We start from the raw sequence: 22392 nt of genomic DNA on the forward strand, positions 1-22392 counted from the left end.
CTGCGCCGTGACGGCTTCAGGTGCGTGAAGTGCGGACGTAGTCGCGAGGACGACGTGAAGCTCCACGTCGACCATATCAAGCCCGTCTCACGCGGTGGAAAGTCTGAGATAGGCAATCTGCAGACGCTCTGCGAGGACTGCAATTGCGGAAAGGGGAACAAGTACGAGGAGTAACGCATCTGATAGCAAACCCTCTAAGCATCCTTCTCATCGTTAACCACCGTCGCGCGGCGAGTGCCGACTGTATCGAGATGCGAGCCGATGAATACTTTGCCGTCGGGCTCGAGCTCAATGCTGCCATCTTCATGGGGGGCGGCCATGCGCTCGAGGTCGGCATCGGTGATACCGTGCTTCGCCATAAAATCGTTAACGTTCATGTTAATCACCTCTCCAAGCCGAGATCCCTGAGCGTCTTGCCGCTCGGTGGAATCATCCCGTGTCACAAAATCGAAACAATCATCCACGGAATCATCGATGCGCAGACTCGATGGGCATGTCGTGCTAGCCCGAGATCCAGAGAGCTACTGTTCCTCACGCCGCTGCCGCTCGATCCATTTTTGGACACCGAGGCAGGCGAGGGCATTGGCTAGGCTCGCGCTCATACCATCCGGCCGGTCGTAGCCGATATGATCGGCCACATCAGTCAGCTCAATATGTGCGAGGCGATTGTAGTTACGATTCGTCTCCCCGAGCCATTGACAATATTCATACATCGTATCTGTGACCCTGGCACCTGAGGCGGGCGCAGCGTCGTTGTGTCCCAGGAACCTCATGACGCATGAAGCGTTATAGACGATAACCTCGTCTGCGCCCCAGATGATCTCCCTGATCTTTAACTGGTCGTCGAAAAAGGAGGGGAGGCCCATCTGGTTGTCGGGGGTCACCCCGTTGACCTCAGATGCCGCCTGCCACAGCTCCCTGGAATCGGGCTTGTATTTCCCCTCATGGACCGCATTTCCCGCCCAGTCCACGATCGCGATGGCCACGATCTCATCTTCAACGGGGTTGGGCCCCGTCGTTCCGAGGTCCAGGCAGACAACCTTCGGGGCCCGCGCCTCGAAATAACCCGTCATCATGCCGTCGAGCCGGCAGCGAAGCACCGGATTCTTTCTGAACGAGCGCGCAAGAAGCTCGATCTCGTCGGCCGATCCGGTTACACGCACGCATGCCATACGCCGTTCCTCTCACTATTTGGTGACCTCGCCGTTAGCTGCCCCGACTCTATCACAGCACCGGATAGGCCTTTTGTGGCGCCTGCGACCAGGAGGTCATTAAATCTTGTCGAACATGTGTTGTACGGCCGCGTACGTAGTGGTCTATCTGCGTTTTCCATGTCACCATTTGTCACCCCTTGGCACCAAATTACTTTCTGTTGATGCATTTCGCGGGGCAAAATCTTATTTGGGGGTGGAGGTCCATCCCATCGTGTCGACGGGGGCTGAAGACTCGAACCCCCAACCGAAAGGAGTGCATCATGGATTCTGGAACCATGAACGCCATGGCCATGTACCTCATGGCCAAGACCTACAATGTCCGTCGTGCAGCTGACGAGAAGTTCGGTGCCGTGCTCTCCACCGAGATGATCATCCTCATCGGCCTGCTTGCCCTCGCACTTGTCTCCGTGCTTTCGATTTATTCCGGCAAGCTCCGCGATGTCATCACGATGGCGACCAATGTCGTCGGCAAGATCGGCACCAACGGCTACTCGCTCACGTAATATAGCTCGATTTGCCTTCCCCTTTTGGCCCCGTCCCGGAATCAGCCTGGGACGGGGTTTCTTTTCGGCTATCCCCTTCGCTGCGGAAAGGCCCTTAGCCCATTCGGCTGGAAGTCGAGATACTCGGAACATGGCCTTCCGGCAACGCTCGGAATCGTTATCGGGAACGTCCCGACGTCAGTCTATAATTGGATAAAACCCTCCAATGCCGGGAAAGGCCCGGCCTCATGCCTTCTTTCAGAGGGGGAGGGGTAACTGTGAACAGTTTCCAAATGAATAGCGTGCACCTGACCGAGGCCGGCAGCGGCACGGTCGAGCGCTGCCTGGACTCCAGGGGCCAGATGCACGTGCGCAACCAGGTCGGGAAGCTCCGCATCGACTCCGAGACCGGCGCCACCGAGATGGAGGTGTCGCGCGGTCTCAGCGATGCCGTCTACGTGGATGTGGCAACCGGCGACATGATCCACGAGAACACGGTGGGCAGCATCCGCTTCCGCACCGACTCGACCGGTACCGTCATGGAGCACCTGCTCTAGATGCCTATGGAATGTCGGAATAAAGAAAAAGCCCCATACGGGGCGGCCTGTTAAGGCAGTTTGTGGCTTTTAAGCCGTATTTCGACTTAGGTACTGCGCTTCGAGCAGCAACTCACAATCCTTTTATATCACACAGGAGAACTCATGGCCAGGAAACTTAAAAATATCAACGGTCCGTGGTATGCCGGAATCGACCTCGACGGCACGAGCGTCGGGTTCGTGGCCACAGACGAGTACGGGGAGGTCCTCTACCATAAGGGCCAGCCCGTGATGGGCGCACGCTGCTTCAAGGAGGCGCTCCACGCCTCCGAGGCCCGTATGCCGCGCACGGCGAGGCGCAGGCTCCAGCGCGCACGTGGCAGGGAGCGCGAGATGGAGCGCATCTTCGCCCCGGCGATCGCGCCCACGGATCCGGATTTCTTCGTCAGGCGCAGGATTTCCTACAAGCTCATGCGCGACGATATCGCGGCAGATCCCGCCGCCGCCGCATGGCAGGGGCTTCTCGACGGCTATCCCACGCTCGCGCACCTCGACGTCGACCTCATGGAATCAGATACCCCCCGCGACCCAAGGCTTATCTTCTGGGCCGTCGCCAACCATGTCGTGCGACGCGGCCATTTCCTCATGGAGGGCCATGACGTGACGTCGGCGAACTCAGACCCCTTCGCTCAGGTCGAGGCCCTCGTGCGCGAGCTCGACGCCCTGGGGGAGGTCTGCGGCGAGGCTATCGAGCTCGACGGTGGCGCGCTTGCCGATATGGGCGGCTCCTGGACGGCACGCGAGCTCCAGAAGGCCGTGTCCGGCGCCGTCTCGGTGGCGGGCGACGATATCGACGCCAAGATAGCACGCGTTCAGGCAAAGGCGCTGGGCGACCTCGTCGCCGGCTACAAGGCGAACATGGGCGCCTTCGCCCTTGAGGGCGAGCAGATCGGCAAGGTTTCCGTGTCCGATGCCGACGCGCTCGACGAGTTCCTCGCCAACTGCCCCGACCGCCTCGCCCCGACTATCGAGGCCGCGAGGGGTCTCTACTCGGCATGGCGTCTACAGGGCCTTCTCTCGTTTGCGCCCGGAAAGACCCTCTCGCACAACCAGGTGGCCCAGTACGAGGTGTATGGGCGCCAGCTGCGCACCCTGAAGGACCTCGCGCTGAAATATATCGTCCGCGCGGATTCCGCAGACGGTCCCGACGAGGACGGCCTCGCCCTCTATAGGGACTTCTTCGGCGGCCCCAAGAGGTCGGGGCGCGGGGGGTACGACAAGGTGCTCGTGAAGAAGCTCGACGGGGCGAAAAGGAACATGGGCTATACGGCCTACGACCTCAACGTGATTCCCTACGAGGAGTTCAAGAAGAGGGTCGAGAGGCTCTTCAAGGGCACGGATGCCGTAACGGACCCAGCCTACGTCGATATGGTCGCCGCCCTCGGCGAGCACAGGTTCCTACGCCGTATCCACACCGCGGACAACAGCGCGATTCCCTACCAGCTCCATGCGGAGGTCGTGGGCCGCATCATCGACAAGCAGGGCAGCTTCTACCCTTGGCTCAAGGACGCAGGCCCCCATATCCTGAAGGTGCTGACCTCGAGGATCCCGTACTACGTCGGACCGCTGGATTCCTCGGCCGCACCAGTGGACGCACACGGCAAGGCGAGGTTCGCGTGGTCGCGCCGTCTTCCCGGCCACGAGCGCGCCTTCGTGGCTCCCTGGAACTACGAGGAGCATATCGATACTGATGCGGCCGCAGAGGCCTTCATCCGGCGCATGACGGGCAAGTGCACCTATCTGGTGGATGAGGACGTGCTCCCGGCGAACTCCCTCATCTACGAGCGTTTCCGGTTCCTGAACGAGCTGGCGGGAATCCGCTACACCGAGGACGGCCAGGACTGGCTTCCGCTCGATGCCGCGATGAGGCGCTCTGTTGTCGAGGCCGCATCGGACGGGTCGGTCATGACCCTCAACCGGATTGAGAACATCCTCTCGCGCGACTTCACGATGGCTCACCCCCACGTCAAGGGCGTATCCGACGCCAAGAGGATGACGTCGCGCCTGTCCGTATCGGCCTGGATGGCAAATCTTCTCGGCGTGAAGACACTCACTGCGGCCCAGAAGTCCATGGCAGAGGACCTTATCCTTTGGAATACCGTGTTCGAGGAGCGCTCCATCCTGAAGCGCAAGATCGCCAAGGAATACGGGGACGTCCTTGACGAGGAAGCCATCGACGCCTTTTGCGCGAAGCGACTCAAGGGCTGGGGCCAGCTCTCCGAGCGGCTGCTGACGGGCGTGTGGGCCGAAACCGCGCGCGGCGACATGTGTATCATGGACGTCCTCGAGCAGGGAGCGCCCTACGGCAGGTTCCGCGGCGCGTCCATGAACCTGATGCAGGCCTTAAGCGATACCGAGCTCGGCTTCCGCGCAAAGATCGACGAGGCCAACGCAGCCGCGCTGGAAAAGGCCGGCGAGCTCGGCATCGACGCCCTGCCCGGGTCCCCGGCGCTTCGTCGCGGCGTCTCGCAGGCCATGAAGGTTATCGAGGATATGGTTTCGGTGGCAGGTTGTGCCCCGGCCAAGGTCTACGTCGAGGTCACGAGGACCGCATCGAACAAGTTGAAGGGCAGGAGGTCGCGAAGCCGCGCCCAGGAGATCGAGGCCGCTCTGAAGGCGCTTGACGAGGACGCGCGCCGCGACCTGGATGCCGCCAGGCTCCTACGCGAACTGGGGATGTTCGACGAGAAGGAGATCAACGAGCGTCTGTACCTTTATTTCAAGCAGGCGGGAAAGAGCCTCTACTCCGGCAGGCCCATCGATATTGCGCGCATCGCATCAGCCGACTACTGCGTCGACCGCATCCTTCCCAGGTCGGTGCGCAAGGACGAATCACTCGACAACAAGGTACTGGTCTTGTATGCCGAGAGCCTTGATAAGAAGGAGTCCATCATCGTGCCCCGGCCCGTCCAGAGGAAGATGGCGCCGTTATGGATGCACCTGCGCCGCGTGGGCCTCATGACCGAGCGCAAGCTCAACGCGCTCATGAGGACGCAGATCTCGGAGAGGATGCTGAAGTCGATCGTCGGGTGCCAGCTGACAGAGACGAGCCAGGAGTGCAAGCTCATCGCCGCGGTCCTCGAGGCCACCTACGCGGGCGTCAAGGTCGTGCCCGTGAAGGCCGGCGTCGCCAGTTCGGTCAGGAGGCGCGCGGGAATCCCGAGAAGCCGCAAGGCCAACCGCTACTACCACGCACACGATGCCCTGATCGCTCTCACGACCGGCAGGTTCATCGAGACGAGGGCGCCCATGTGGTCGAACAACAGGGCCTTCTACGAGCGCACCATGCGCGATATCGAGGTACAGGAGCGCTGGGGCGGGGCGGACTCCGAGCTCGACTTCTTCTCCGGCGGCTTCTTCCGTGACCTCGTGGACTATGACACGGCCGAAGTGCTGTGGGATTCCGATTTCGAGCGCGAGAGGCTCATCCGTGCCTGCTCCTGGAAGAACCTACGCGTGACGTTTGCCCCCTACGAGGAGGGCGGGGCCTTCTGGAAACAGACCGTCTACTCCCCGCGCGACTCGAAGACGAAGCTCATTCCCGTGAAGGGAGAACGCGACGCGGCCCTGTTTGGCGGCTACTCCGCCCAGACGTTCGCCTACTTCATGATCTACGAGAGCGAGGGCAAGAAGGGAAATCTATTCAGGTTCGCCCCCGTGCCCACGTCCATCGCGTCCAAGGCCACCGATTCGCTCACCGAGCTCTATGCGCGCTCGCTGTGCCGCGAATCAGGCGAGAGGTTCATCCGCGTCGTGCGCGACAGGATCCTTAAGGAGACCGTGTACGAGGCATACGGGGAGCGTTTCAGGATAAAGGGCCAGAAGACCGCCGGTCCCGTGCGCCAGCTCGCCCTCGACGCCACCGACACCCTCCTGCTCAGAATCGTCGAGCGCATGGTGGACGGCGAGCAGCCGAGCCCCAGACGCGATCTCGAATCCGATGCCCAGGTCCTCTGCCGGCTGTGGGCACGCCTTCTCGAGCTCGCTCCGGCAAACTTCCCCCGCGTCTCTAAGGTGCTCAAGCTGGGCGCCCTGAAGACGCCGGAGGAGGTGTTCTCCGATGCGGAAGCAGACGATATCGCCAAGACCGTCCGAGCGGTAGCGGAATCCGAGGTCCAGGTCGTGGAGCTCCTATCCGGCATCAGGGGCACCGCCGACGTGAGGTCCATCGGCGGCAGCGCGTTCGCGGGCACGCTCTCGATGACCTTCGATAAGATCGTCAACGACCCCAAGGCGGGCTTCGCCATCGTGGACATCTCCGCGGCGGGCCTTCACGAGAGGGTTTCCACCCTTGGGTAAGACGCTCTTCATAGAGAACGCCCGGAAACTGCGCTATGAGGCTGGATGGGTCGCCGTTCACCGCGGCGGCGACCCCCGCCCCGTTCTGTTACGGGCCGACGAGCTCGACTGCATCGTTATCGACGGGAAGGCCGCGTTCATATCGACCTACCTGATCGATGAGCTCGCGGCAAGGGGATGCAGCGTCATCCTCACCGATAGCCGGCATATGCCGGCATCAATCCTGATGCCGCTAACGGGAGCAACGATCGACACGAACGGCAAAGTCCTCGCGCAGATGTCATGGGGCGCCTGGCCGCGCAAGATGCTGTGGAAGAAGATCGTCGAGTGCAAGCTGGATAACCAGGCCTCCGTCCTCGAAGGGTCGGGCCATGAACAGGAGGCCGAGCTGCTCGCGTCCTATGCGGGAGAGGTCCGCGCGGACGATTCGACCGGGCGCGAGGCCGCCGGGGCCCGCCGCTATTTCCAGGCGCTGTTCGGTACCGGTTTCGTCCGGGCACCGCACGCGGACGCGACCAACAATGCCCTCGACTATGGTTATTCCATCCTGCTCTCGCATACAGCGTGCAGGATCGCGGCGAAGGGCTATCTCAACCAAGTCGGCATCCACCATCACTCCAAAACAAACCCCTACAACCTCGCCTGCGACCTCATGGAGCCGTTCAGGCCACTGATCGACCGGAAGGTCGAGCTGGAGCGTCCCTGCGAGCTCACGCCGTCCGTGAAGAGGTTCCTTGCGTCCACACTCGCGGACAGGATCCCCTATGGCCATGGGAGCTACCGGGTGTCGGACGTCATCGACCTTTGGGTAGATGGGTGCCTTCGGGTGATGGAAGGGACTGGCGATGTGGATGGGATCTCGACGCCCGGAATGCCTTGATGAGGAGCGGGGGAGGATAAGGTTCATGAGGATAATCGTCATGTATGACCTCCCCGTAGCCGATATGCAGGACCGCCACGAGTACTCGAGGTTCAGGCAGTTTCTTGTCAGGGACGGCTATACGAGGCTGCAGAATTCCGTCTACACCCGCCTGGCAGTGGACTCCAAGAACGCCGAGGCGGCGATCTTGCGCCTCAAGGCCAACATTCCCGAAGCCGGGCTGGTGCAGGTGCTCAGGGTATCCGAGATTTCCTTCTGCTCGATGCTCACGCTTTGCGGAAGCCCGTCAGACGAGGGGCACCTTGTTACCGGAGAGGATTTCATCGTCTTATGATCGTCAAGCTTGAAACGATAGGGGAGACTATCGATTTACCGGATGGGCTCGGAGTCATTTCCTTCGATGATTTCGACGGACTATCGCGATGCGCAAAGTCGCTTTTGGGGGAAGGGGAGCCTGGAATCGCCCTATACCGCGGGGAGAGAAAGATCAAGCCGAAGGATATCCTCCTTATCGACAGCCTGATCGAGCTCCCATTCGAAGACCGGAGGCTTATCGGCGCCTACGCGTCGAGGATGGCTGCCGAGGTCGAGGCCTATGAGCCCCTGGCGACCAAGGCACATGAGATCAGGATGTTTGTCGACGAGCTGATTGCAGAGTTGGGGGCTTCGCTTCGAACGGATCCGATAGGGGGCTCGGAGCGGGATATCAAATCATTCGCCAAATGGCTTTCGCTGACACCGCGCCGTGAACCGGGCAGTACCCTGCTCAGGAGATTCCTCTCATTCATGGATTACGTTTGCGATACGGGGCTGAGTCCGTCAATTGCCGTAATCGGCCTTATCGACAAACTCAATCCAGCTGATGTTTTGGAGATAACCCGAAAGGCGCGGCATGAGGGTCTGGAATTGCTGTTCCTCGAATATCGGGAGACGAACGCAACCGATCCCGAGATTCCGGTGTGGCATATAGACAGAGACGGGGTTCTCTTCTCCCGCACCGCTTAAACCGTTAAACTGGTGTGAGCACCTTGAAATCTCAAATAAGGCTTATTGCTTGACAGCCCGGTTGTCCGACGATCCGGTAGCTGTCAGGTTTTTCCAGAACTCACACAACCATCCTGTTTCCGGGCGGAAATAGGATGGTTTCCCAAAATCGTCGGAACCTTTTCTTTCTTTAAATCAACTTTTCAGCTTCAGTAGCTGCTCTTATGTTGGCGCTTGCCAGCCGATGCCGATTCTCCGGCTTCGCAGGTACCGCGCTTCGAGCAGTTACTTGCCCCTATTCGCCGCCTTTGCCGCGCAGAGCGCGCTTCGCAGGTACCGCGCTTCGAGCAGTTACTTGCCATCGCAGCGCTGTTGCCGCCCTGCAGCTGGGCTTCGCAGGTACCGCGCTTCGAGCAGTTACTTGCCCATCGAGCGCGTCAACGAGAGGGCCAAGGCGCTTCGCAGGTACCGCGCTTCGAGCAGTTACTTGCCCAATCTCCTCGTCGTTGTATTCACCGATATGCTTCGCAGGTACCGCGCTTCGAGCAGTTACTTGCCTGCTGGGAACGTCTAACGGAAGCAGCTCCCGCTTCGCAGGTACCGCGCTTCGAGCAGTTACTTGCCGGCTGAAATACTGGAACTACGGGCAAGCGGGCTTCGCAGGTACCGCGCTTCGAGCAGTTACTTGCCTGACGTCGCCGAGGTTGATCACGGAGTCGCGCTTCGAGCAGTTACTTGCCCTCGTGGTGCTCGCGGGCACCCCTAAAGTCGCTTCGCAGGTACCGCGCTTCGAGCAGTTACTTGCCGTTCTGCTCGTCCATCATACGCGCAAAATGGCTTCGCAGGTACCGCGCTTCGAGCAGTTACTTGCCTGTTGGTCGACTTCTTCCGCTGCTATATGCGCTTCGCAGGTACCGCGCTTCGAGCAGTTACTTGCCGGTCAACCGGACCAACATGAGCCAGGAGATGCTTCGCAGGTACCGCGCTTCGAGCAGCTAATTGCCAACGGGCAGATACAGCCATTCGTCCTCGGTGCTTCGCAGTTACCGCGCTTCGAGCAGTTACTTGCCTCCCCGAGCACACGATGTGATAGACCGTCGGCTTCGCAGGTACCGCACTTCGAGCAGCTACTTGCCTGATATAAAGTAAATGCCTGACCAGCTGAAGCTTCACAGGTACCGCGCTTCGAGCAGTTACTTGCCTGAACAATTGCACCATAGGAGGAATTGGGAATTTCACAGGTACTGTGCTCGGAGCAGTTACTTAGCGATCGCGCTCGTTAATATACGTGCGATGGCGCTTCGCGGGTACCGAGCTTCGAGCGGTTTCTTGCCGGGCTATGTTCCATTGGAACGCTCCATATGCTTCGTAGGTTCCGCGCTTCTAGCAGTTACTTACCGCTGAATCCACTTTTCTTAAATCTCTTAATACTTCGCAGGAACTGTGCTTCGAGCAGTTGCTTGCCAGGATTCATCGACTGTACGGTATGGTTGCTGACTCGCAGGTACTGCGCCTCGAGCAGCTACTTGCCCCTCCAGATGGGCCCGCTTCTCACCCGCGAGCTTTGTAGGTGTCGCGTTTTTTGCACTCGCCTCCCGCTGTCAAGAGAATCAGAAGGCGCTCGTGGTCCTCGAGAAAACGACACGTCAAGCATCGACATATCCAACTTTAACGTTTGCAGAATCATGCGCTTCATAGATACCTCACTTCGAGCAGCCGCTTGCTCGGAGCTCCTTAATTCGAGAGGGGTATACTTCGCAGGAAATGCACTCCGAGCAGCCGCTTACCGGAACGGCCCCCAGCTTATTTAGCACATACGCGGCAATAGCACAGCGTTTCGAGTAGATACTTGCTGCATATCAATGCGGTTTGTCTGCTCGATGCGTTTCGTAGGCAACTCACTTCAATTTGTTTCTTGTCTTCTCCCGCCCTTGACGGAAAGCGACATGAGCTTCATAGGCATCGCGCTTCGAGCAGCTGCTTACCATTTTTCCGAAAAGGAAGATGACGGGATGCACTTCGCCGAGACCGCGCTTCGAGCAGATACTCATTCTGTTGCGACGAGCAGTGCGACTGTAACGGGCCTCGCAGGCACCGCGCCTCGAGCAGTATCTTTCCTCAGGTGTATGGCGTTGGCTATCTGGTGATGTTTCGCAAGTACTGTATTTCGATCGGCAATTATATCTGTCTGACGTTAGCTCCTGAACAGCTTCTACTTCGGATGCACCCTTATCGATCGGCTATCCACCATACGCATCGCGATTGAGCCGCCAACTGTCCGCAGGCGTCCTCAGGACGGAGGCTCCGCAGTTTTGTAGGTGTCCATGGTGCGGTCCAACCCGCATAGGTTGCGTTTCGATATATACCTGTCACCACGTGGCACCAAATAGGCCTTATTTTGAGTAAACACGACTACAGAATTAAATATGAGTTCCCATGCCTGTATCGAGGAGGCTCCCGTGTCTTTTGGCGTCAGATTGGCGACCATATTAGCCGTCGGCTGCGGCTTTTGGTGCGCCTCCCATCTTTATCAGCGTTGGCGCTACGCCGCGCTGGAGCATGAGGACAAGGCCATGCTCCAGGCACGACCCGGTGACGCCGATAGGGATAAATGGATTGACGCCGTGAAGAGGGAGGCAGTTAATTACGGCGTCAGCCCCTCGACACTCATTTCCCTGGGGAGTAAAGGATGTATCGGCGCGGAGTTATCCATGCTTGGCGACACCGGAGCATACCTCCGCCATCATAACCCTCCCTTGGCCTCAGAAATCGCCCTTGTCTACCCTTACCTGTTAGCCTCATGGGTGGGAACGCTCATCTCGGTTCCCTACGCGGTCTTGCTGGCGACCTCTGTGGCGCTTGGGCAGGAGGACATGAGATTCAGGATTGCACCGGTGCCCATGCTGCTCCTCTTTGCGGCCTCGGGCGCCGTGTCGTCCCCCTGGGGACCATATAAGTGGGCGATAATCACCGTTCCCTGCGCCGCCGTATTCGCGTTGATTTCATTTGCCATGAAGCGTATCGGGGGCATCTCCTGGCACGCCGGCGACTATCTCACACTTGCCATCGCCCTCATGACCGTGCTGTCCGTCGGAACGGTGTTCGAGTTTCTCGCTATCCACCTTCTATGCGCGTGCGCTCTTGAGCTTGCCATCAGGTTCATTCCCGCCTGCGCGCGCCTCAAAGACAACGTCCCCTATAACGCCGTGCTGTCGGTAAGTCTGGTCGGGGCGACGCTAATCGCAATCTTGAAAGGTAATCTGCTATGAGGTCAAGACCAACAGAACTCAGGGCGGTCATGGTGACCCAGCTCGTCCTTCTACTCCCCATCATGATCGCAATGCTCGCACTCGTCGTGGATTGCGCGAACCTGAGCCGATGCAAGGCCCTCGCATCGGCGGCCGCATCCGAGGGGGCGCGCTACGCCGCAGCGAACCCCGATAAGAATGATTCTGAAGTCGAATCCTACGTAAGGGGCGCTATCGGTCTCGATAGCAGCTGCACTGTGGATATCGAGCGCGGCGCGCTTTCGTCCAAAGGCGTGAAGCTAAGGGTTGGGGACAAGTCCAGGGACTCTTCAATAGAGCGCAAGTCCGTCACGGTCAATGTCCAGATTCCATGCCGCCGCGTATTCACCCTGGCCGTCTTCGATGGCCTTGCGGAAATTGAGCCCGAGTCATCCTCGGCAACGGCAATCTCATCGGAGGTCAAGTGATGGTGCGTAACAGAAGGTCGCTCGAGGCGCTCATCTCCACTGAATTCATCTTCGTATTCCCGATAGCGCTCACCGTCGTCCTCGCCATATTGGGCTTCGGGTTCACGGGCTACCAGCGAGCCAGGATTGATTACTCCCTCGCACATCTCGCGGACCGACTTCCCGCAGGCTGGGATTCTATGGACGCCGACACGCTCGTGAAGAAGCTCGTAAGCGCATCGGCCGACATTGACCCAAGCTGTCTCACGGTAAAGAACGCCTCGGTCAACATCGATTCCGATGAGAACCTCGGCCACGGAAACGCCGTCGCAGGTGATTTGGGCACCGAGAACCTCAGGACCGAGGACAGGACCGTAGCGGTGTCGGCTGAAATCACGTACGACTACCCGGCGCCCTACAACGTGTTCGGAAAGAGATCCGTCCGAAACATCACGCGTTCCTACATCAGCTATTCCGATTGGGAGGTCATCTAGATGAAGTGCCACGCACTCAGGGGAGGGGGAGCCCGCGCGCAGCTCACATCCTTTTTCGTCGTGATGCTCATCCCCTTATCCCTCCTCATAGCGCTCGCCGTAGACCTGGGAGGAGCTCTCGCATATAGGACATGGCAGGGGTCGCTTCTCGAGAGCACGAGGCAGTCTTGCTTCGGTGAGGCCAATGCCGTCAAATACGCCGAGAACCCGGGGGATGAGGCGCGCTCCGAGGTTCTCGAGATGCTCAAGGCCAACGGTTACACCGGAAAGGCCACGGTCTATTATGTAGAGGCCCCTGAAAGCCTTTGCGGGGCAGCCGATCGCTACGCAGGCGTCTATGTGGTCCTTGAGGGAACCTGGCCGTCGACTTTCGCGAGATTCGCCGGCATCGACGAGCTGAAGGTGCGCTCGGACGCCGTCTGGACCCTACATCCCTATTCGTCCACGACGGTGTGGCGACCGGCCGATACCGGTAACGGCTGGTGCGAGTACACGATCGACAAGGAAGGTGTCGTTTCGACTAAAACGGGAGCCTGCTCTCTCGACGATGCACCCGAAATTCTCTCCGAGGCCGTGAGGGACATGCTTCCCTGATCGTCAGACGGCAACCGCCAGCCAACACGCCATAGCGCGCCATATTGTCACCCAATGGCACCAAATCGCCCTGCGCAGATCGTCGCGCGGGGCGATTCTTTATATGTCGGAATAGTACGTCAGGCCGAAGAGCCCTCGGGCCCGATGTACGACCCGATGCGTCAGAGACCGGTCTGCTCAACAAAAAAGGCTTTCGAGATGGTTTGTGCGGGAGGGGGGGAAGTGCAGCCAGTATCACCTGGCACTGGAGTGCGAACCATTTTCCACCGCTCGCGTTTAAGGGACTCCTAGGTCCCAGGAAGGAATCATAGAGATGAAAAAAAAGGACCCAGGAGGAAATAAGGGCAGAAATCGCCCAAGTCGATTCGGAAATGCGCACGGCCATCGACTCCGGGCGCATGCGCAGCGTCGAGCGGCTCCGCGGGCGCAAGCAGGCGCTCGGCCATGAGCTGGAGCGCGCCATGGCGCAGGAGGCCGCCATGGGGGCGACCACGTCGACGCAGATGCCCGCCGCGGCCCCCAAACCCGCACAGGGCGGCCAGAGGACCACGTCAACAGCAGGCGCCTCGACCGCCCGCAGGCAGCGCGGACCGGCAGCCGGGGGAACGCGTAAGGACCGAAGGCTCGCCGCCGTCGCCGGCGTGGCGATCGCCGTCGCAGTCGTGACGGTCGGTTTCTCGGGCTGGCGATGGACACAGGCGCAGGGCGAGCTCGCGCGTCTCGAGAAGTCGACTGTCAAGGTAGTCACCGTCACGCGCGATGTCGCCCCCGGCGAAGTTATCACTTCGGCAGACCTTAGGGTCGCAAGCGTGCCCACGGCGTTTGCGCCCAAGGACGCCGCGAAGAAGTTATCCGATGTCGCCGGGCGCCAGTCCGTCACACAGCAGACCTCGGGAACCGCCGTCTCGCTCTCATCGGTCTCCGGCTCAAAGAAACCCGCTTCCATCACCACCGCCGTAACCGAGGGCCACGTTGCCTATACCGTCGCGCTCGACAGCTCAACGGGACTTTCCCCGCTGCTCTCGGTCGGCGACAAGGTCGATGTTCTCGCGAGCGTGAACGACGGCCAGGTCGTGAGCAGCGTGCGCGTGGCCGACTCCATTCGCGTACTAGCGCTCGACGGCAATCTCTCGGGTTCCAAGTCAGACGGCTACTCCAACGTCACAATCGAGGTAACTGAGGACCAGGCCCTCGCCCTTTCAAGCGCGAGCGGCATCCGACTCGTGGCCCTTCCCGAGACGGGGGAGGTGCAAAATGCTGAATAGCGATCTGCTCGGCATCGAACGCGAGGCCGTCCGTCAGGCGACGGGAATCCTGACCGCCGCCAACGATGCCTCCGAGAGCGATGTGCAGCGCGACTCGCGCGCCCGCGACCTTCTTGCCGAGATTATTGATTCCAGTCCCGAGGGGTCGCGTCTGGACGACGACTCCTTTAACGCCGTGATCCAGGCCGGGCTCAACGACCTATATTACCTGGGACCCATCGAGGAGCTGCTTCCGGATACGTCGATCTCCGAGATCATGGTGAACGCCCCGGACGATGTGTGGGTTGAGCGTGCAGGACTGCTACAGAGGGTCCCCGTAGCCTTCGAAGACGACGAGCATGTAAAGTTCATCATCAATCGCATAGCGTCAGCCGACGGTCGCCGTTGCGACGAGGCGCAGCCGCTGTGCGACTGCATCCTGAACCGCCCCGGCGCGATATTCAATGGCTCCCGTGTCGCGGCGACCGCAAAGGGCATCGCCGTCGACCACAACATTCTCAACATCCGTAAGTTTCGACCGGATGCGGTGGAACCCGAGGACCTCATGGCCCTCGGCACCTTCGACCAGCGCATGCTCGAGTTCATGGAGGCGATCGTACTCGGCCGAATGAACGTCGTCATCGCAGGCGGCACCGGTTCGGGCAAGACGACGCTCCTCAACGCCTGCTCGTCCTTCATCCCGGACAACCAGCGCATCGTCACGATCGAGGATGCGCCCGAGCTGCGCCTCCAGAAGCCCCATGTCGTGCGCAAGACAGCTCGCCGACCCAACATCGAGGGCGAGGGCGAGATCACCATCCGGCAGCTCGTGATTCACGCGCTGCGCGAGCGCCCCGACCGAATCGTCGTCGGCGAGTGCCGCGGCGGCGAGGCGTTCGACATGATCCAGGCGATGATGACAGGCCACGAGGGCTCGCTCACGACCGTCCACTCCTCCAACGCGCGCGAGGCCATGACTCGCCTGCGCTCGATGATCCAGCAGACGGGAACGGAGATGCGAAGCGAGCAGATCATGGAGCTCATCGCCTCGGCTATCGACTTCGTCATTTTCGTCAACCGCTACGATATCGACGGCTCGCGCAAAATTACCGAAATCGCCGAGGTCCAGGGCATGCAGGGCGACGTCATCACCATGGGCACCATCATGCGCTTCGAACAAACGGGCTTTTCCGAGGACGGCAAGGTGCTCGGAGAGTTCATGCCCACCGGAGAGCGCATCACCCCGGCGCACCGCGAAAAGCTCTTCGCGCGCGGCGTGTACATCGATGACGATTTCTGGTTCCGTCGATGAGCGGGCAGATTTCCCCGGCAGCCCTCCTTCCCGCGCTGCCGGCGGTCCTGATGGGAATAATCCTGTTCCTGACGGCAAGAAAGCTTCGCATCGAGCGTGAGCAGTCAGAAGCCGGCCCCCTTCCGGAGAACCCCTCCGGTAAAGATGGGGGCAACCGCCTTTCCGGCGCCCTGCGACGCGTGTGCCAGGGCGCGGCACCCCAGCTCTCCACCACCGAGGCGGCACAGCTATGGGCGGTAGTTGCGTTCGCGCCATCGGTCTTTATCCTTGCAATGGGCTCGACAGCGGGGGCGGTTGCCGCACTCCCGCTCGGTATCGCGGCCTTCCCGATCTGGGTGAAGACGAAGCGTGGTGCCGAACAGGGCCTTTTCGAAGAGCAGCTCGGCCAGGCAATGCCGCTTATCGCATCGAACCTTCGAACGGGAGTCTCGATCGCGCAATCGGTGGCACCGGTCGCCGAGCACATGGATGAGCCCCTGAAGTCGGAGTTCGCCATCCTTGAGCGCGACCTTAGAAACGGACGCCCCATCGACCAGGCGCTCGACGATATGGCAAAGAGGACCAAAAGCTCCAACCTCAGGCTCTATTCAACAGCCGTATCGGTATCGCAGCAGACAGGCGGCTCGCTTTCCGAGATCACGGAGCGTGTTGGCGAGGCCATCAGGGCAAAGGTCAAGGCGAAGCGCTCGGCCGAGGCCAAGACCTCCTCGGCACGGTTCGAGGCGAAGATCGTCGGCTTCGCGCCGATCGTCATGCTGCTGCTCATGTCGCTTGCCTCGGAAATACACCGGCAGTTCTTCATGACGCCTGCGGGGTGGGCGTGCCTGGGCGTGGGCATAGCGCTCGATATCATCGGTTTCATGGTGCTGAAGCAAATTAGCAACATCAGGTACGACTAGGGGAGCTCAGATGTTCGAATCAATAACAACTGGCTTCATTATCATCCTCATCGGAATCGCAGCGGGCCTCGGAGTGGACATCGCCCTCAAACGTGTCTTCGGCCTAGAGCAGCCTGCGGAAGAGGACGCCTCCCCGGCGCTTCCCGGAATCGCCGACAAGCTGTCCAACGTTGTCTCCAGGCTCGCACCCATTTCACGCACCGTAATGGACTCGACGCGTGACTCCCTCGACCGCGCCGGTTCCACCATGCAGCCGGCGACTTTCTGGGCCTTCCGCGTCGCGAGCGCCGCGGGATTTACGGCGGCGGGACTCGTCGCGTCGCTTTTCGTCGGCGGGGCAAAGGGTCTTGGCATTTTCGCCGCGCTGGCGCTCACGGGAATCGCCATCCCGCAGCTGTGGCTTTTGAATGAGCGCGCGAAATGGCGCGACGAGCTCGACCGACAGCTTCCCGACGCCCTCGATCTGCTCGCAATCTGCATGTCGGCGGGCTCATCTATCGATTTCGCCCTGCACACGGTCGGCAGCAAGATGGACGGCGCCATCGCGCAGGGCTTCGAGCGAGTGGCCAACGAGGCCAGCTTCTCATCGCGAACCGAGGCGCTCCTTCGCTTCGCAGAGCGAGCCCGCGTGCCGTCCCTCACGATCTTCGCGGCCTCGTTTGCGCAATCCGAGCGCGCGGGCGGATCTCTCGTCGACATCATCCGCGACCAGGCGGAGACGGTTCGCGAGCAGCGGCGCCTGAAGGTCGAGTCGGAGATCGAGAAGCTCGGTACCAAGATGCTCTTCCCGATCATCCTGTTTATCCTTCCGGTGTTTCTGATCGTCGTCCTCGCCCCCGTGTTGGCCCAGATCGCGCAGACGTTCACCTCCCTCATGTAGGAGAAGGTCCATGAGCTTCGAATACGATATCCCCTGCGTGGCCACCACCCGGTCCGGCGCCGAGGTCCCGATTTCCCTCAAGATCGCCAAGTCCTTCTGGGACAAGGCGATCGGGTATATGGGCGCCAAGTCAATCGGCAAATCCACCGGCATGGTCTACGCAAGGGGCAGGTCGCTCCATACCCTGTTCATGCGCGTCCCGATTGATGTCTGCTGGATTGGACGTTTCGACCCCTCAGATCAGTCCTGGCCGGTAGTCTCGCTCGATGCCTCAGTCGCCCCCTGGCGCATCCTTTTCGCACCGCGGGGGGCTGTGGGCGGCATCGAGGTCGCGCCCGGGACGTTCAACGAGTCGGACCGCCCGATCTCTATCAGGAGACTCGATTGAACCAAATTAAGGTAGCGAAGATCGTACGCTGTGCCTCAGCGGCGCTCGCCGTCCTCCTGTCAATGGTCGTTGTGGCCTTGATTCCCGCCATCAGGTCGGCGGGGACGCTTGATACGGACGGATGGTTCCTTCTGGCCTCGGGGCGCGTGGTCGTCGAATCCGGCATCCCGAGTACGAACCCATTCACCGCAATCGCCGGCCAGGGAATCGTAATCCAGCAGTGGCTGCACGACGCGTGGCTCTACCTGTGCTGGAAGGCCGCGGGCTACGTGGGCGTCGCCGTCTCCGTGGCGATACCCGCCGCACTCGCCCTGTGGGCCTATACCGGCACCGTTTCCAGGCTGGCGCGAAACGCACGCTACCCCTGGGCACCGCTGCTAATCGGTGCGCTCGGCTTTACCCTCATGGCCTCATATCTGTCCATCCGTCCGTCCCTTTGGACGGCAGCGCTGCTGTTTATCACCATCTCTACGTGCCTAGAATGGCGACGTGGCGCCAGCTCTTGTTACCTTCTGGTACTCCTGGTCGTATCGCTGCTGTCTGTAAATCTGCAGGCGGCGCTTTGGCCCTTGCCGGCCGCCGCCGCAGCGTGCTTCCTGCTTCCGGAAGAGGGCGAGTTCGAGCCGAGCAATGCATGCGAGGCACTCCGCGCGTGGTCACAGTCCAGACTGCCCCTGCTTGCGGCGATTGCCGGAATGGCAGCGGAATCCCTTGTCAACCCGTATGCAATCGACGGCTCACTCTATGTGCTCCGCTCACTCGGTGCAGCATCGTACGGCGGGGTCATCCTCGAGCTGAAGCCGGTGTGGGCGATGCCGGCGGCCGCCCTGTTCTGGTGCGTTGCCGTCCTTGCGGCGAGCGCATCGTGCGCTCTCGCGCACCGTTTCCCGCCCAGATGCCTCCTTGCCTTTTGGATGGCGTCCGCAATCGCCGGGGCGCTCGCCGTCAGGTGTCTTTGGATAACGTGGACCGTCTCGTTTCTGATCGTCACCGTATCTGCCGGGCGAAAGGACGAACTCGAGCGCCGGACATATCGAGCGCTCATTGCAGGCAGGCTGGCCTTGAGCCTTGTCTTGGCACTCTCCGTCATCAACAGCGGACTCCACTCAATCGAGCCCGAGGCAAGCGGAGTGGAATCCGGTTGGTGCGGGATTGACGCGGATATGGGGCAAATCGTCGAGGCCCTGGGCGACGACCCCGGCCGCATATGGTCCGAGGACGTCTCCGTGATGAACTACCTCGAGTGGGCCGAAGTGCCCGTGACATACGATATGCGACCTGAGATCTGGTCTGAGGCTATCGCAGGGGACAGCGCTGCCAATGACTACCGACTCTACGTTGACAGCCTGGAAGGCGGCTTTGGGCGCCTAAGGGAGGATGGCTGGGCATGGGCAATCGTGATGGACTCCCATGGGAAACGACTGGAGAAAGCCTGTCCCGGCGCCGAAAAGACGGCGAGCGGCAGGGGTTATACGCTCTACCGGTTGCGACATGAAATGGATTGATGGGTGATAACGCATGGGTAGCGTCAACGTCAGCAGGAGGGCCGTTCTGACAGGTCTCACCTCGCTGGCCCTCATGGGATGCGGCTGTGCCAAGAAGTCGGATAAATCGGACGACTCGAAGAAGAAAAAGAAATCCGAGAAGAGCGAGGACGAGGCGTTCTCCTTCGGAGGCATAGGGGACACGGGCTCATCCGATGCCTCCAGGGGGCTTACGGTCGATGGCGTCTACAAGAGGGTCGTCACGGACTCGAGGGGCAAGGAGTATCGATTCCTGCTCGTCGGCATGACATTCGAGAACAACCTCGACCATGACGGACGGGCACCGGTGTCCTACGTCTCGTGCTACCAAAACGGCGTGAAGCTGTCCCATTGCACGAAATACAGCGACCCGAATGCCTCGAAGACACTCGAGCCCGGCTACTCGATTTCAGTCTGCACCGCATTTCTGCTGGAAGACGAAGGCCAGCCCGTAAAGGTGAAGATCAAGTCATCGAATTCATCGGATTACGTCTACGAGAACACCTACCCGATCTCGCATCTGGATTATGAGGCCCTCTAGGAGTCCTCTCCTGCGCGCACGATGTAATAGCCATCACCGTCCTTGACGATGAAACGGTGGACCGGTCTGCCCTTCCACTCGATCTCCACGCTCCAGATACGGGCGAGAGAGCCCGTCTTGCGCCCGGGGCAGGGGACAGATGCGCCCGTGGAGCGGACCTGGAATCTACGACCGTCGGAAAGCTCAATCCATCTGAACTTCGGCTCCCTACCGGGCCTCTCCACGACGCTGACCGTAACGGGAGTCATTTTCGCTCCAAAAGATTCTCATGGCCATGGGGGATTAGAGAGTTGCCCAGCGAGCGCATCTGCGCACTCATGGCTATTCCGGTCTAAATACGGGCATTGCGCGGGCGGGTGCCGGGACAACCCTTTCCGCTGGCTCCGGCTCGCTCTTAAGCTCAGCCTTCCTCGGATTGCCATAGAAGTCGCCGACAACCCACGGCTCGTTAACGCCCAGATGCTCCTCGAGCATCGGCGCGACACGCTGATCCCATATCTCGAGATCGGTATCGAATACCTCACGCGCCTTTTTGAGAATCGAGTCACGGTACTGGGCGGGAACCCCTTCCGAGATGAAGCCCGCCTCATTCATTTTGCGAATGAAATCAGGGGAAGACCCCGAATCTAGAACTAGTCTAATTTTCTCTTTGGCAGAGACATCCTTCCTATAGGTGGTGTCTAGCATGTCCTCAGCATAATCCGGGCTAAAGGTCGTAAGGCCATGTGTTTTGGAAAGATGGCAGAGGGCTCGCAATTCTGACCCCTTGCCTACAATAGTGGCTCTTTCATCAAAAAGGCGATGGGGCAACCTGCAATCACCAGGATAATTACCTGCGTAGTGTTTAATATAGTCGAGACTCTTCCGAGATAAACTACCGAAGCATAGGGCGTTATCTGGCAAACAAATCTCGATTCCCTGTGTTTTTAGGGCGCATGCAAGAATGGGAAACTCCAAAAGCAAACAATCGAAGCCACGCGGTAGCGGGTGATCAGTTTTAGATTCCTTTTTATTCTTGCGGAACGATAGGTTCGCCCTGGTGAAATCGACGGTCACCAGATAACCTGTACTGTCATTCATTCCGCAAAAGGCCGTTAGTGTTTCAAGAACATCTTTCTCCACCATGGCTTCAGTCTTAATGGAAACATCGTTTGCGAATCTCAATGTCTCTGGGCATTTCTCATCTTTTTTGACCGTTACCATACCAACAGCAAAGTCATCGAAATTCGGTCTGGATTCGTTGGGCATATCGTCTTTTGGCATTTTCGGAACCAACGGGACAAAAATGCTAGTAGTTTTCTTAACCATAACCGTTTAGCCCTTTCTTCCAGGGATTTCCATGAGATTAGAATCCCACTACCGAGGCTCTTGCGCGTGGTCGTTTGGTGCCATCTGGTGACACTTCAGTCTGTATCGAGAAGGCTTCAAAACATCCGGCATGTACGCTATGAGATATGAGACAATAGAACACGCGTTCGTTAGTAATTGGCATAAGGAGTCGGCGTGGGGAAGAAGTCAATCAGGCTCGTGACAGCACTGGTCGAGTGCCGGCCAGACGGAGAGTACAGCCCGTGGGGCATCAAATGGTACGACGGCAGGATCTTCCCCTTCGCAGAAGTCGGTTGGCACGAGCCGCGGTCATGGGTAATGGGGGAGGGCCGTGTGTGCGAGAGCTGGCGCGTGAAGATGGGGGATGGAACCCTGCGCGATATCTGCCACCACGGCAGCAGCTGGTACGTGGTCCATGATCCGGAAAATGACAGACCGGATGAAGGATGGTCTCCGTAACCGAGATATCGTATTGGCAATAGCCGAACTGTGATATGACTCAACTACGTGACAATGTAACTACGCAATAACGCAACTACGGCATAGTGTGACAATGTAATAGAGTGATTGTGTAATGCCGTAACTTCTCAAAATGAAAGTATGCATTAACGTAATTTCGCAGTTATCGGTACCATGATTTTCCAAAGCTGTCCTGGGTGGCCTCTTTCGTTACAGTTCACATTACATGAACGATGGAAGATCAATACATTTATTTTGCACCTCTGCGGTGATCGATGTGCTAGAATGTAATACACGTTATACGCATGATTGGGAGGTGCGCTATGGCCACTGCTACCGCGGCATTGAGGCTGCCCGAGGATTTAGCAAACAGGTACGACCGTTTGGCGAAATCAACGGGGCGCACGAAGACTTTCTACATGACAGAAGCGCTCGCTGCCGAGATTGACAGGCTTGAGTACGAGTACGGCTTAATGAAGAAGGTCGAGGATTATAGGGCCGGCAGGCTTGAGACTGTGACGCTCGACGAGCTGGAGGAAAGCCTTGGCTTGGCGGATTGAAGTCGATAAGGATGTCCAGC

23 protein-coding genes and 1 CRISPR repeat array are annotated in these 22392 nt (G+C 59.5%); of the genes, 19 read left to right on the plus strand and 4 right to left on the minus strand.

The genetic code is table 11. The annotated features are described in order from the left end of the window. Window positions 1–24 precede the first annotated feature (24 nt). The gene (locus tag I2D41_RS08340) at window positions 25–174 is read left to right on the plus strand and encodes an HNH endonuclease (protein ID WP_271741686.1); all 150 of its coding nucleotides are present in this window, start codon (window positions 25–27) and stop codon (window positions 172–174) included. Between the two features lie 20 nt (window positions 175–194). On the opposite strand, the gene I2D41_RS08345 is transcribed toward I2D41_RS08340, so the two are convergent. Next, complete coding sequence (locus I2D41_RS08345; RefSeq protein WP_195246290.1) at window positions 195–377, minus strand: hypothetical protein; 183 nt, start codon at window positions 375–377, stop codon at window positions 195–197. A 144-nt stretch (window positions 378–521) separates the two neighbouring features. After that, window positions 522–1172 (minus strand): 3'-5' exonuclease, encoded by a 651-nt coding sequence (locus I2D41_RS08350; RefSeq protein ID WP_195246292.1) that lies wholly within the window; start codon window positions 1170–1172, stop codon window positions 522–524. Between the two features lie 302 nt (window positions 1173–1474). Here I2D41_RS08350 and I2D41_RS08355 point away from each other — a divergent pair, with 302 nt between their 5' ends. The 17 genes from I2D41_RS08355 (at window position 1475) to I2D41_RS08435 (ending at window position 20024) form a co-directional block, all read left to right on the plus strand. Continuing rightward, a complete protein-coding gene (locus I2D41_RS08355) occupies window positions 1475–1717 on the plus strand; it encodes a hypothetical protein (RefSeq protein WP_195233453.1) in 243 nt (80 codons plus the stop codon). Window positions 1718–1974: 257 nt separating this feature from the next. Continuing rightward, window positions 1975–2253 (plus strand): hypothetical protein, encoded by a 279-nt coding sequence (locus tag I2D41_RS08360; protein ID WP_195246296.1) that lies wholly within the window; start codon window positions 1975–1977, stop codon window positions 2251–2253. A 144-nt stretch (window positions 2254–2397) separates the two neighbouring features. Further along, a complete protein-coding gene (gene cas9 / locus I2D41_RS08365) occupies window positions 2398–6591 on the plus strand; it encodes a type II CRISPR RNA-guided endonuclease Cas9 (RefSeq protein ID WP_195246297.1) in 4194 nt (1397 codons plus the stop codon). Next, window positions 6584–7471 carry a type II CRISPR-associated endonuclease Cas1 gene (cas1, locus tag I2D41_RS08370; protein ID WP_195246299.1) on the plus strand — a complete coding sequence of 296 codons (888 nt, stop codon included), beginning with the start codon at window positions 6584–6586 and terminating at the stop codon, window positions 7469–7471. The genes cas9 and cas1 overlap by 8 nt, the downstream gene beginning before the upstream one ends. 25 nt (window positions 7472–7496) lie before the next feature. Beyond that, a complete protein-coding gene (gene cas2 / locus I2D41_RS08375; RefSeq protein ID WP_195246301.1) occupies window positions 7497–7805 on the plus strand; it encodes a CRISPR-associated endonuclease Cas2 in 309 nt (102 codons plus the stop codon). Next, entirely contained in the window at window positions 7802–8476 is a 675-nt protein-coding gene (locus tag I2D41_RS08380; protein WP_195246303.1) for a P-loop NTPase family protein, read from the plus strand. The genes cas2 and I2D41_RS08380 overlap by 4 nt, the downstream gene beginning before the upstream one ends. 237 nt (window positions 8477–8713) lie before the next feature. After that, window positions 8714–9658: a CRISPR direct-repeat array (repeat unit 36 nt; unit sequence GCTTCGCAGGTACCGCGCTTCGAGCAGTTACTTGCC). Between the two features lie 1256 nt (window positions 9659–10914). Further along, on the plus strand, window positions 10915–11724 hold the full coding sequence (locus I2D41_RS08385; RefSeq protein ID WP_195246305.1) for a hypothetical protein: 810 nt from the start codon (window positions 10915–10917) through the stop codon (window positions 11722–11724). Window positions 11725–11756: 32 nt separating this feature from the next. Next, window positions 11757–12170: a TadE/TadG family type IV pilus assembly protein gene (locus I2D41_RS08390; RefSeq protein WP_195246306.1), complete on the plus strand. Its 414-nt coding sequence runs from the start codon at window positions 11757–11759 to the stop codon at window positions 12168–12170. Further along, window positions 12170–12643 (plus strand): pilus assembly protein, encoded by a 474-nt coding sequence (locus I2D41_RS08395; RefSeq protein WP_195246307.1) that lies wholly within the window; start codon window positions 12170–12172, stop codon window positions 12641–12643. Before I2D41_RS08390 ends, I2D41_RS08395 begins: the two co-directional genes overlap by 1 nt. Continuing rightward, window positions 12644–13237 (plus strand): hypothetical protein, encoded by a 594-nt coding sequence (locus I2D41_RS08400; RefSeq protein WP_195246309.1) that lies wholly within the window; start codon window positions 12644–12646, stop codon window positions 13235–13237. A 371-nt stretch (window positions 13238–13608) separates the two neighbouring features. Next, window positions 13609–14502, plus strand: a complete 894-nt coding sequence (gene cpaB / locus I2D41_RS08405) for a Flp pilus assembly protein CpaB (RefSeq protein ID WP_195364219.1) — start codon at window positions 13609–13611, stop codon at window positions 14500–14502. After that, window positions 14492–15793, plus strand: coding sequence for a CpaF family protein (locus I2D41_RS08410; RefSeq protein ID WP_195246313.1), 1302 nt, complete (start codon window positions 14492–14494; stop codon window positions 15791–15793). The genes cpaB and I2D41_RS08410 overlap by 11 nt, the downstream gene beginning before the upstream one ends. Then, window positions 15790–16692, plus strand: a complete 903-nt coding sequence (locus tag I2D41_RS08415; RefSeq protein WP_195246315.1) for a type II secretion system F family protein — start codon at window positions 15790–15792, stop codon at window positions 16690–16692. The genes I2D41_RS08410 and I2D41_RS08415 overlap by 4 nt, the downstream gene beginning before the upstream one ends. A gap of 10 nt (window positions 16693–16702) precedes the next feature. Then, complete coding sequence (locus I2D41_RS08420; protein WP_195233401.1) at window positions 16703–17572, plus strand: type II secretion system F family protein; 870 nt, start codon at window positions 16703–16705, stop codon at window positions 17570–17572. A 10-nt stretch (window positions 17573–17582) separates the two neighbouring features. Beyond that, window positions 17583–17960 carry a DUF192 domain-containing protein gene (locus tag I2D41_RS08425; RefSeq protein ID WP_195246317.1) on the plus strand — a complete coding sequence of 126 codons (378 nt, stop codon included), beginning with the start codon at window positions 17583–17585 and terminating at the stop codon, window positions 17958–17960. Continuing rightward, complete coding sequence (locus I2D41_RS08430; protein ID WP_195246319.1) at window positions 17957–19465, plus strand: hypothetical protein; 1509 nt, start codon at window positions 17957–17959, stop codon at window positions 19463–19465. Before I2D41_RS08425 ends, I2D41_RS08430 begins: the two co-directional genes overlap by 4 nt. A gap of 13 nt (window positions 19466–19478) precedes the next feature. Then, window positions 19479–20024, plus strand: coding sequence for a DUF5067 domain-containing protein (locus I2D41_RS08435; protein WP_195246321.1), 546 nt, complete (start codon window positions 19479–19481; stop codon window positions 20022–20024). On the opposite strand, the gene I2D41_RS08440 is transcribed toward I2D41_RS08435, so the two are convergent. Together I2D41_RS08440 and I2D41_RS08445 are read right to left on the minus strand one after the other, a co-directional pair. Beyond that, window positions 20021–20272 (minus strand): hypothetical protein, encoded by a 252-nt coding sequence (locus tag I2D41_RS08440; RefSeq protein ID WP_195233392.1) that lies wholly within the window; start codon window positions 20270–20272, stop codon window positions 20021–20023. The genes I2D41_RS08435 and I2D41_RS08440 overlap by 4 nt on opposite strands. 73 nt (window positions 20273–20345) lie before the next feature. Further along, the gene (locus I2D41_RS08445) at window positions 20346–21332 is read right to left on the minus strand and encodes a hypothetical protein (RefSeq protein WP_195233390.1); all 987 of its coding nucleotides are present in this window, start codon (window positions 21330–21332) and stop codon (window positions 20346–20348) included. An 803-nt stretch (window positions 21333–22135) separates the two neighbouring features. On the opposite strand from I2D41_RS08445, the gene relB reads away from it, so the two are divergent. Then, the gene (gene relB, locus I2D41_RS08450) at window positions 22136–22372 is read left to right on the plus strand and encodes a type II toxin-antitoxin system RelB family antitoxin (protein ID WP_195246323.1); all 237 of its coding nucleotides are present in this window, start codon (window positions 22136–22138) and stop codon (window positions 22370–22372) included. The last annotated feature ends 20 nt before the right edge of the window (window positions 22373–22392 follow it).

Origin of the sequence: Collinsella aerofaciens (assembly GCF_015552075.1) — a bacterium.
GTDB classification, from domain to species: Bacteria; Actinomycetota; Coriobacteriia; order Coriobacteriales; family Coriobacteriaceae; genus Collinsella; species Collinsella aerofaciens_Y.

Bases quoted from the DNA above. Each gene is read 5' to 3' on its own strand.
- I2D41_RS08345 (WP_195246290.1), bottom strand. From the start codon at position 377: ATGAACGTTAACGATTTTATGGCGAAGCACGGTATCACCGATGCCGAC.
- I2D41_RS08350 (WP_195246292.1), bottom strand. From the start codon at position 1,172: ATGGCATGCGTGCGTGTAACCGGATCGGCCGACGAGATCGAGCTTCTT.
- I2D41_RS08355 (WP_195233453.1), top strand. From the start codon at position 1,475: ATGGATTCTGGAACCATGAACGCCATGGCCATGTACCTCATGGCCAAG.
- cas9 (WP_195246297.1), top strand. From the start codon at position 2,398: ATGGCCAGGAAACTTAAAAATATCAACGGTCCGTGGTATGCCGGAATC.
- cas2 (WP_195246301.1), top strand. From the start codon at position 7,497: ATGAGGATAATCGTCATGTATGACCTCCCCGTAGCCGATATGCAGGAC.
- I2D41_RS08380 (WP_195246303.1), top strand. From the start codon at position 7,802: ATGATCGTCAAGCTTGAAACGATAGGGGAGACTATCGATTTACCGGAT.
- I2D41_RS08395 (WP_195246307.1), top strand. From the start codon at position 12,170: ATGGTGCGTAACAGAAGGTCGCTCGAGGCGCTCATCTCCACTGAATTC.
- I2D41_RS08400 (WP_195246309.1), top strand. From the start codon at position 12,644: ATGAAGTGCCACGCACTCAGGGGAGGGGGAGCCCGCGCGCAGCTCACA.
- cpaB (WP_195364219.1), top strand. From the start codon at position 13,609: ATGCGCACGGCCATCGACTCCGGGCGCATGCGCAGCGTCGAGCGGCTC.
- I2D41_RS08410 (WP_195246313.1), top strand. From the start codon at position 14,492: ATGCTGAATAGCGATCTGCTCGGCATCGAACGCGAGGCCGTCCGTCAG.
- I2D41_RS08415 (WP_195246315.1), top strand. From the start codon at position 15,790: ATGAGCGGGCAGATTTCCCCGGCAGCCCTCCTTCCCGCGCTGCCGGCG.
- I2D41_RS08420 (WP_195233401.1), top strand. From the start codon at position 16,703: ATGTTCGAATCAATAACAACTGGCTTCATTATCATCCTCATCGGAATC.
- I2D41_RS08425 (WP_195246317.1), top strand. From the start codon at position 17,583: ATGAGCTTCGAATACGATATCCCCTGCGTGGCCACCACCCGGTCCGGC.
- I2D41_RS08435 (WP_195246321.1), top strand. From the start codon at position 19,479: ATGGGTAGCGTCAACGTCAGCAGGAGGGCCGTTCTGACAGGTCTCACC.
- I2D41_RS08440 (WP_195233392.1), bottom strand. From the start codon at position 20,272: ATGACTCCCGTTACGGTCAGCGTCGTGGAGAGGCCCGGTAGGGAGCCG.
- I2D41_RS08445 (WP_195233390.1), bottom strand. From the start codon at position 21,332: ATGGTTAAGAAAACTACTAGCATTTTTGTCCCGTTGGTTCCGAAAATG.
- relB (WP_195246323.1), top strand. From the start codon at position 22,136: ATGGCCACTGCTACCGCGGCATTGAGGCTGCCCGAGGATTTAGCAAAC.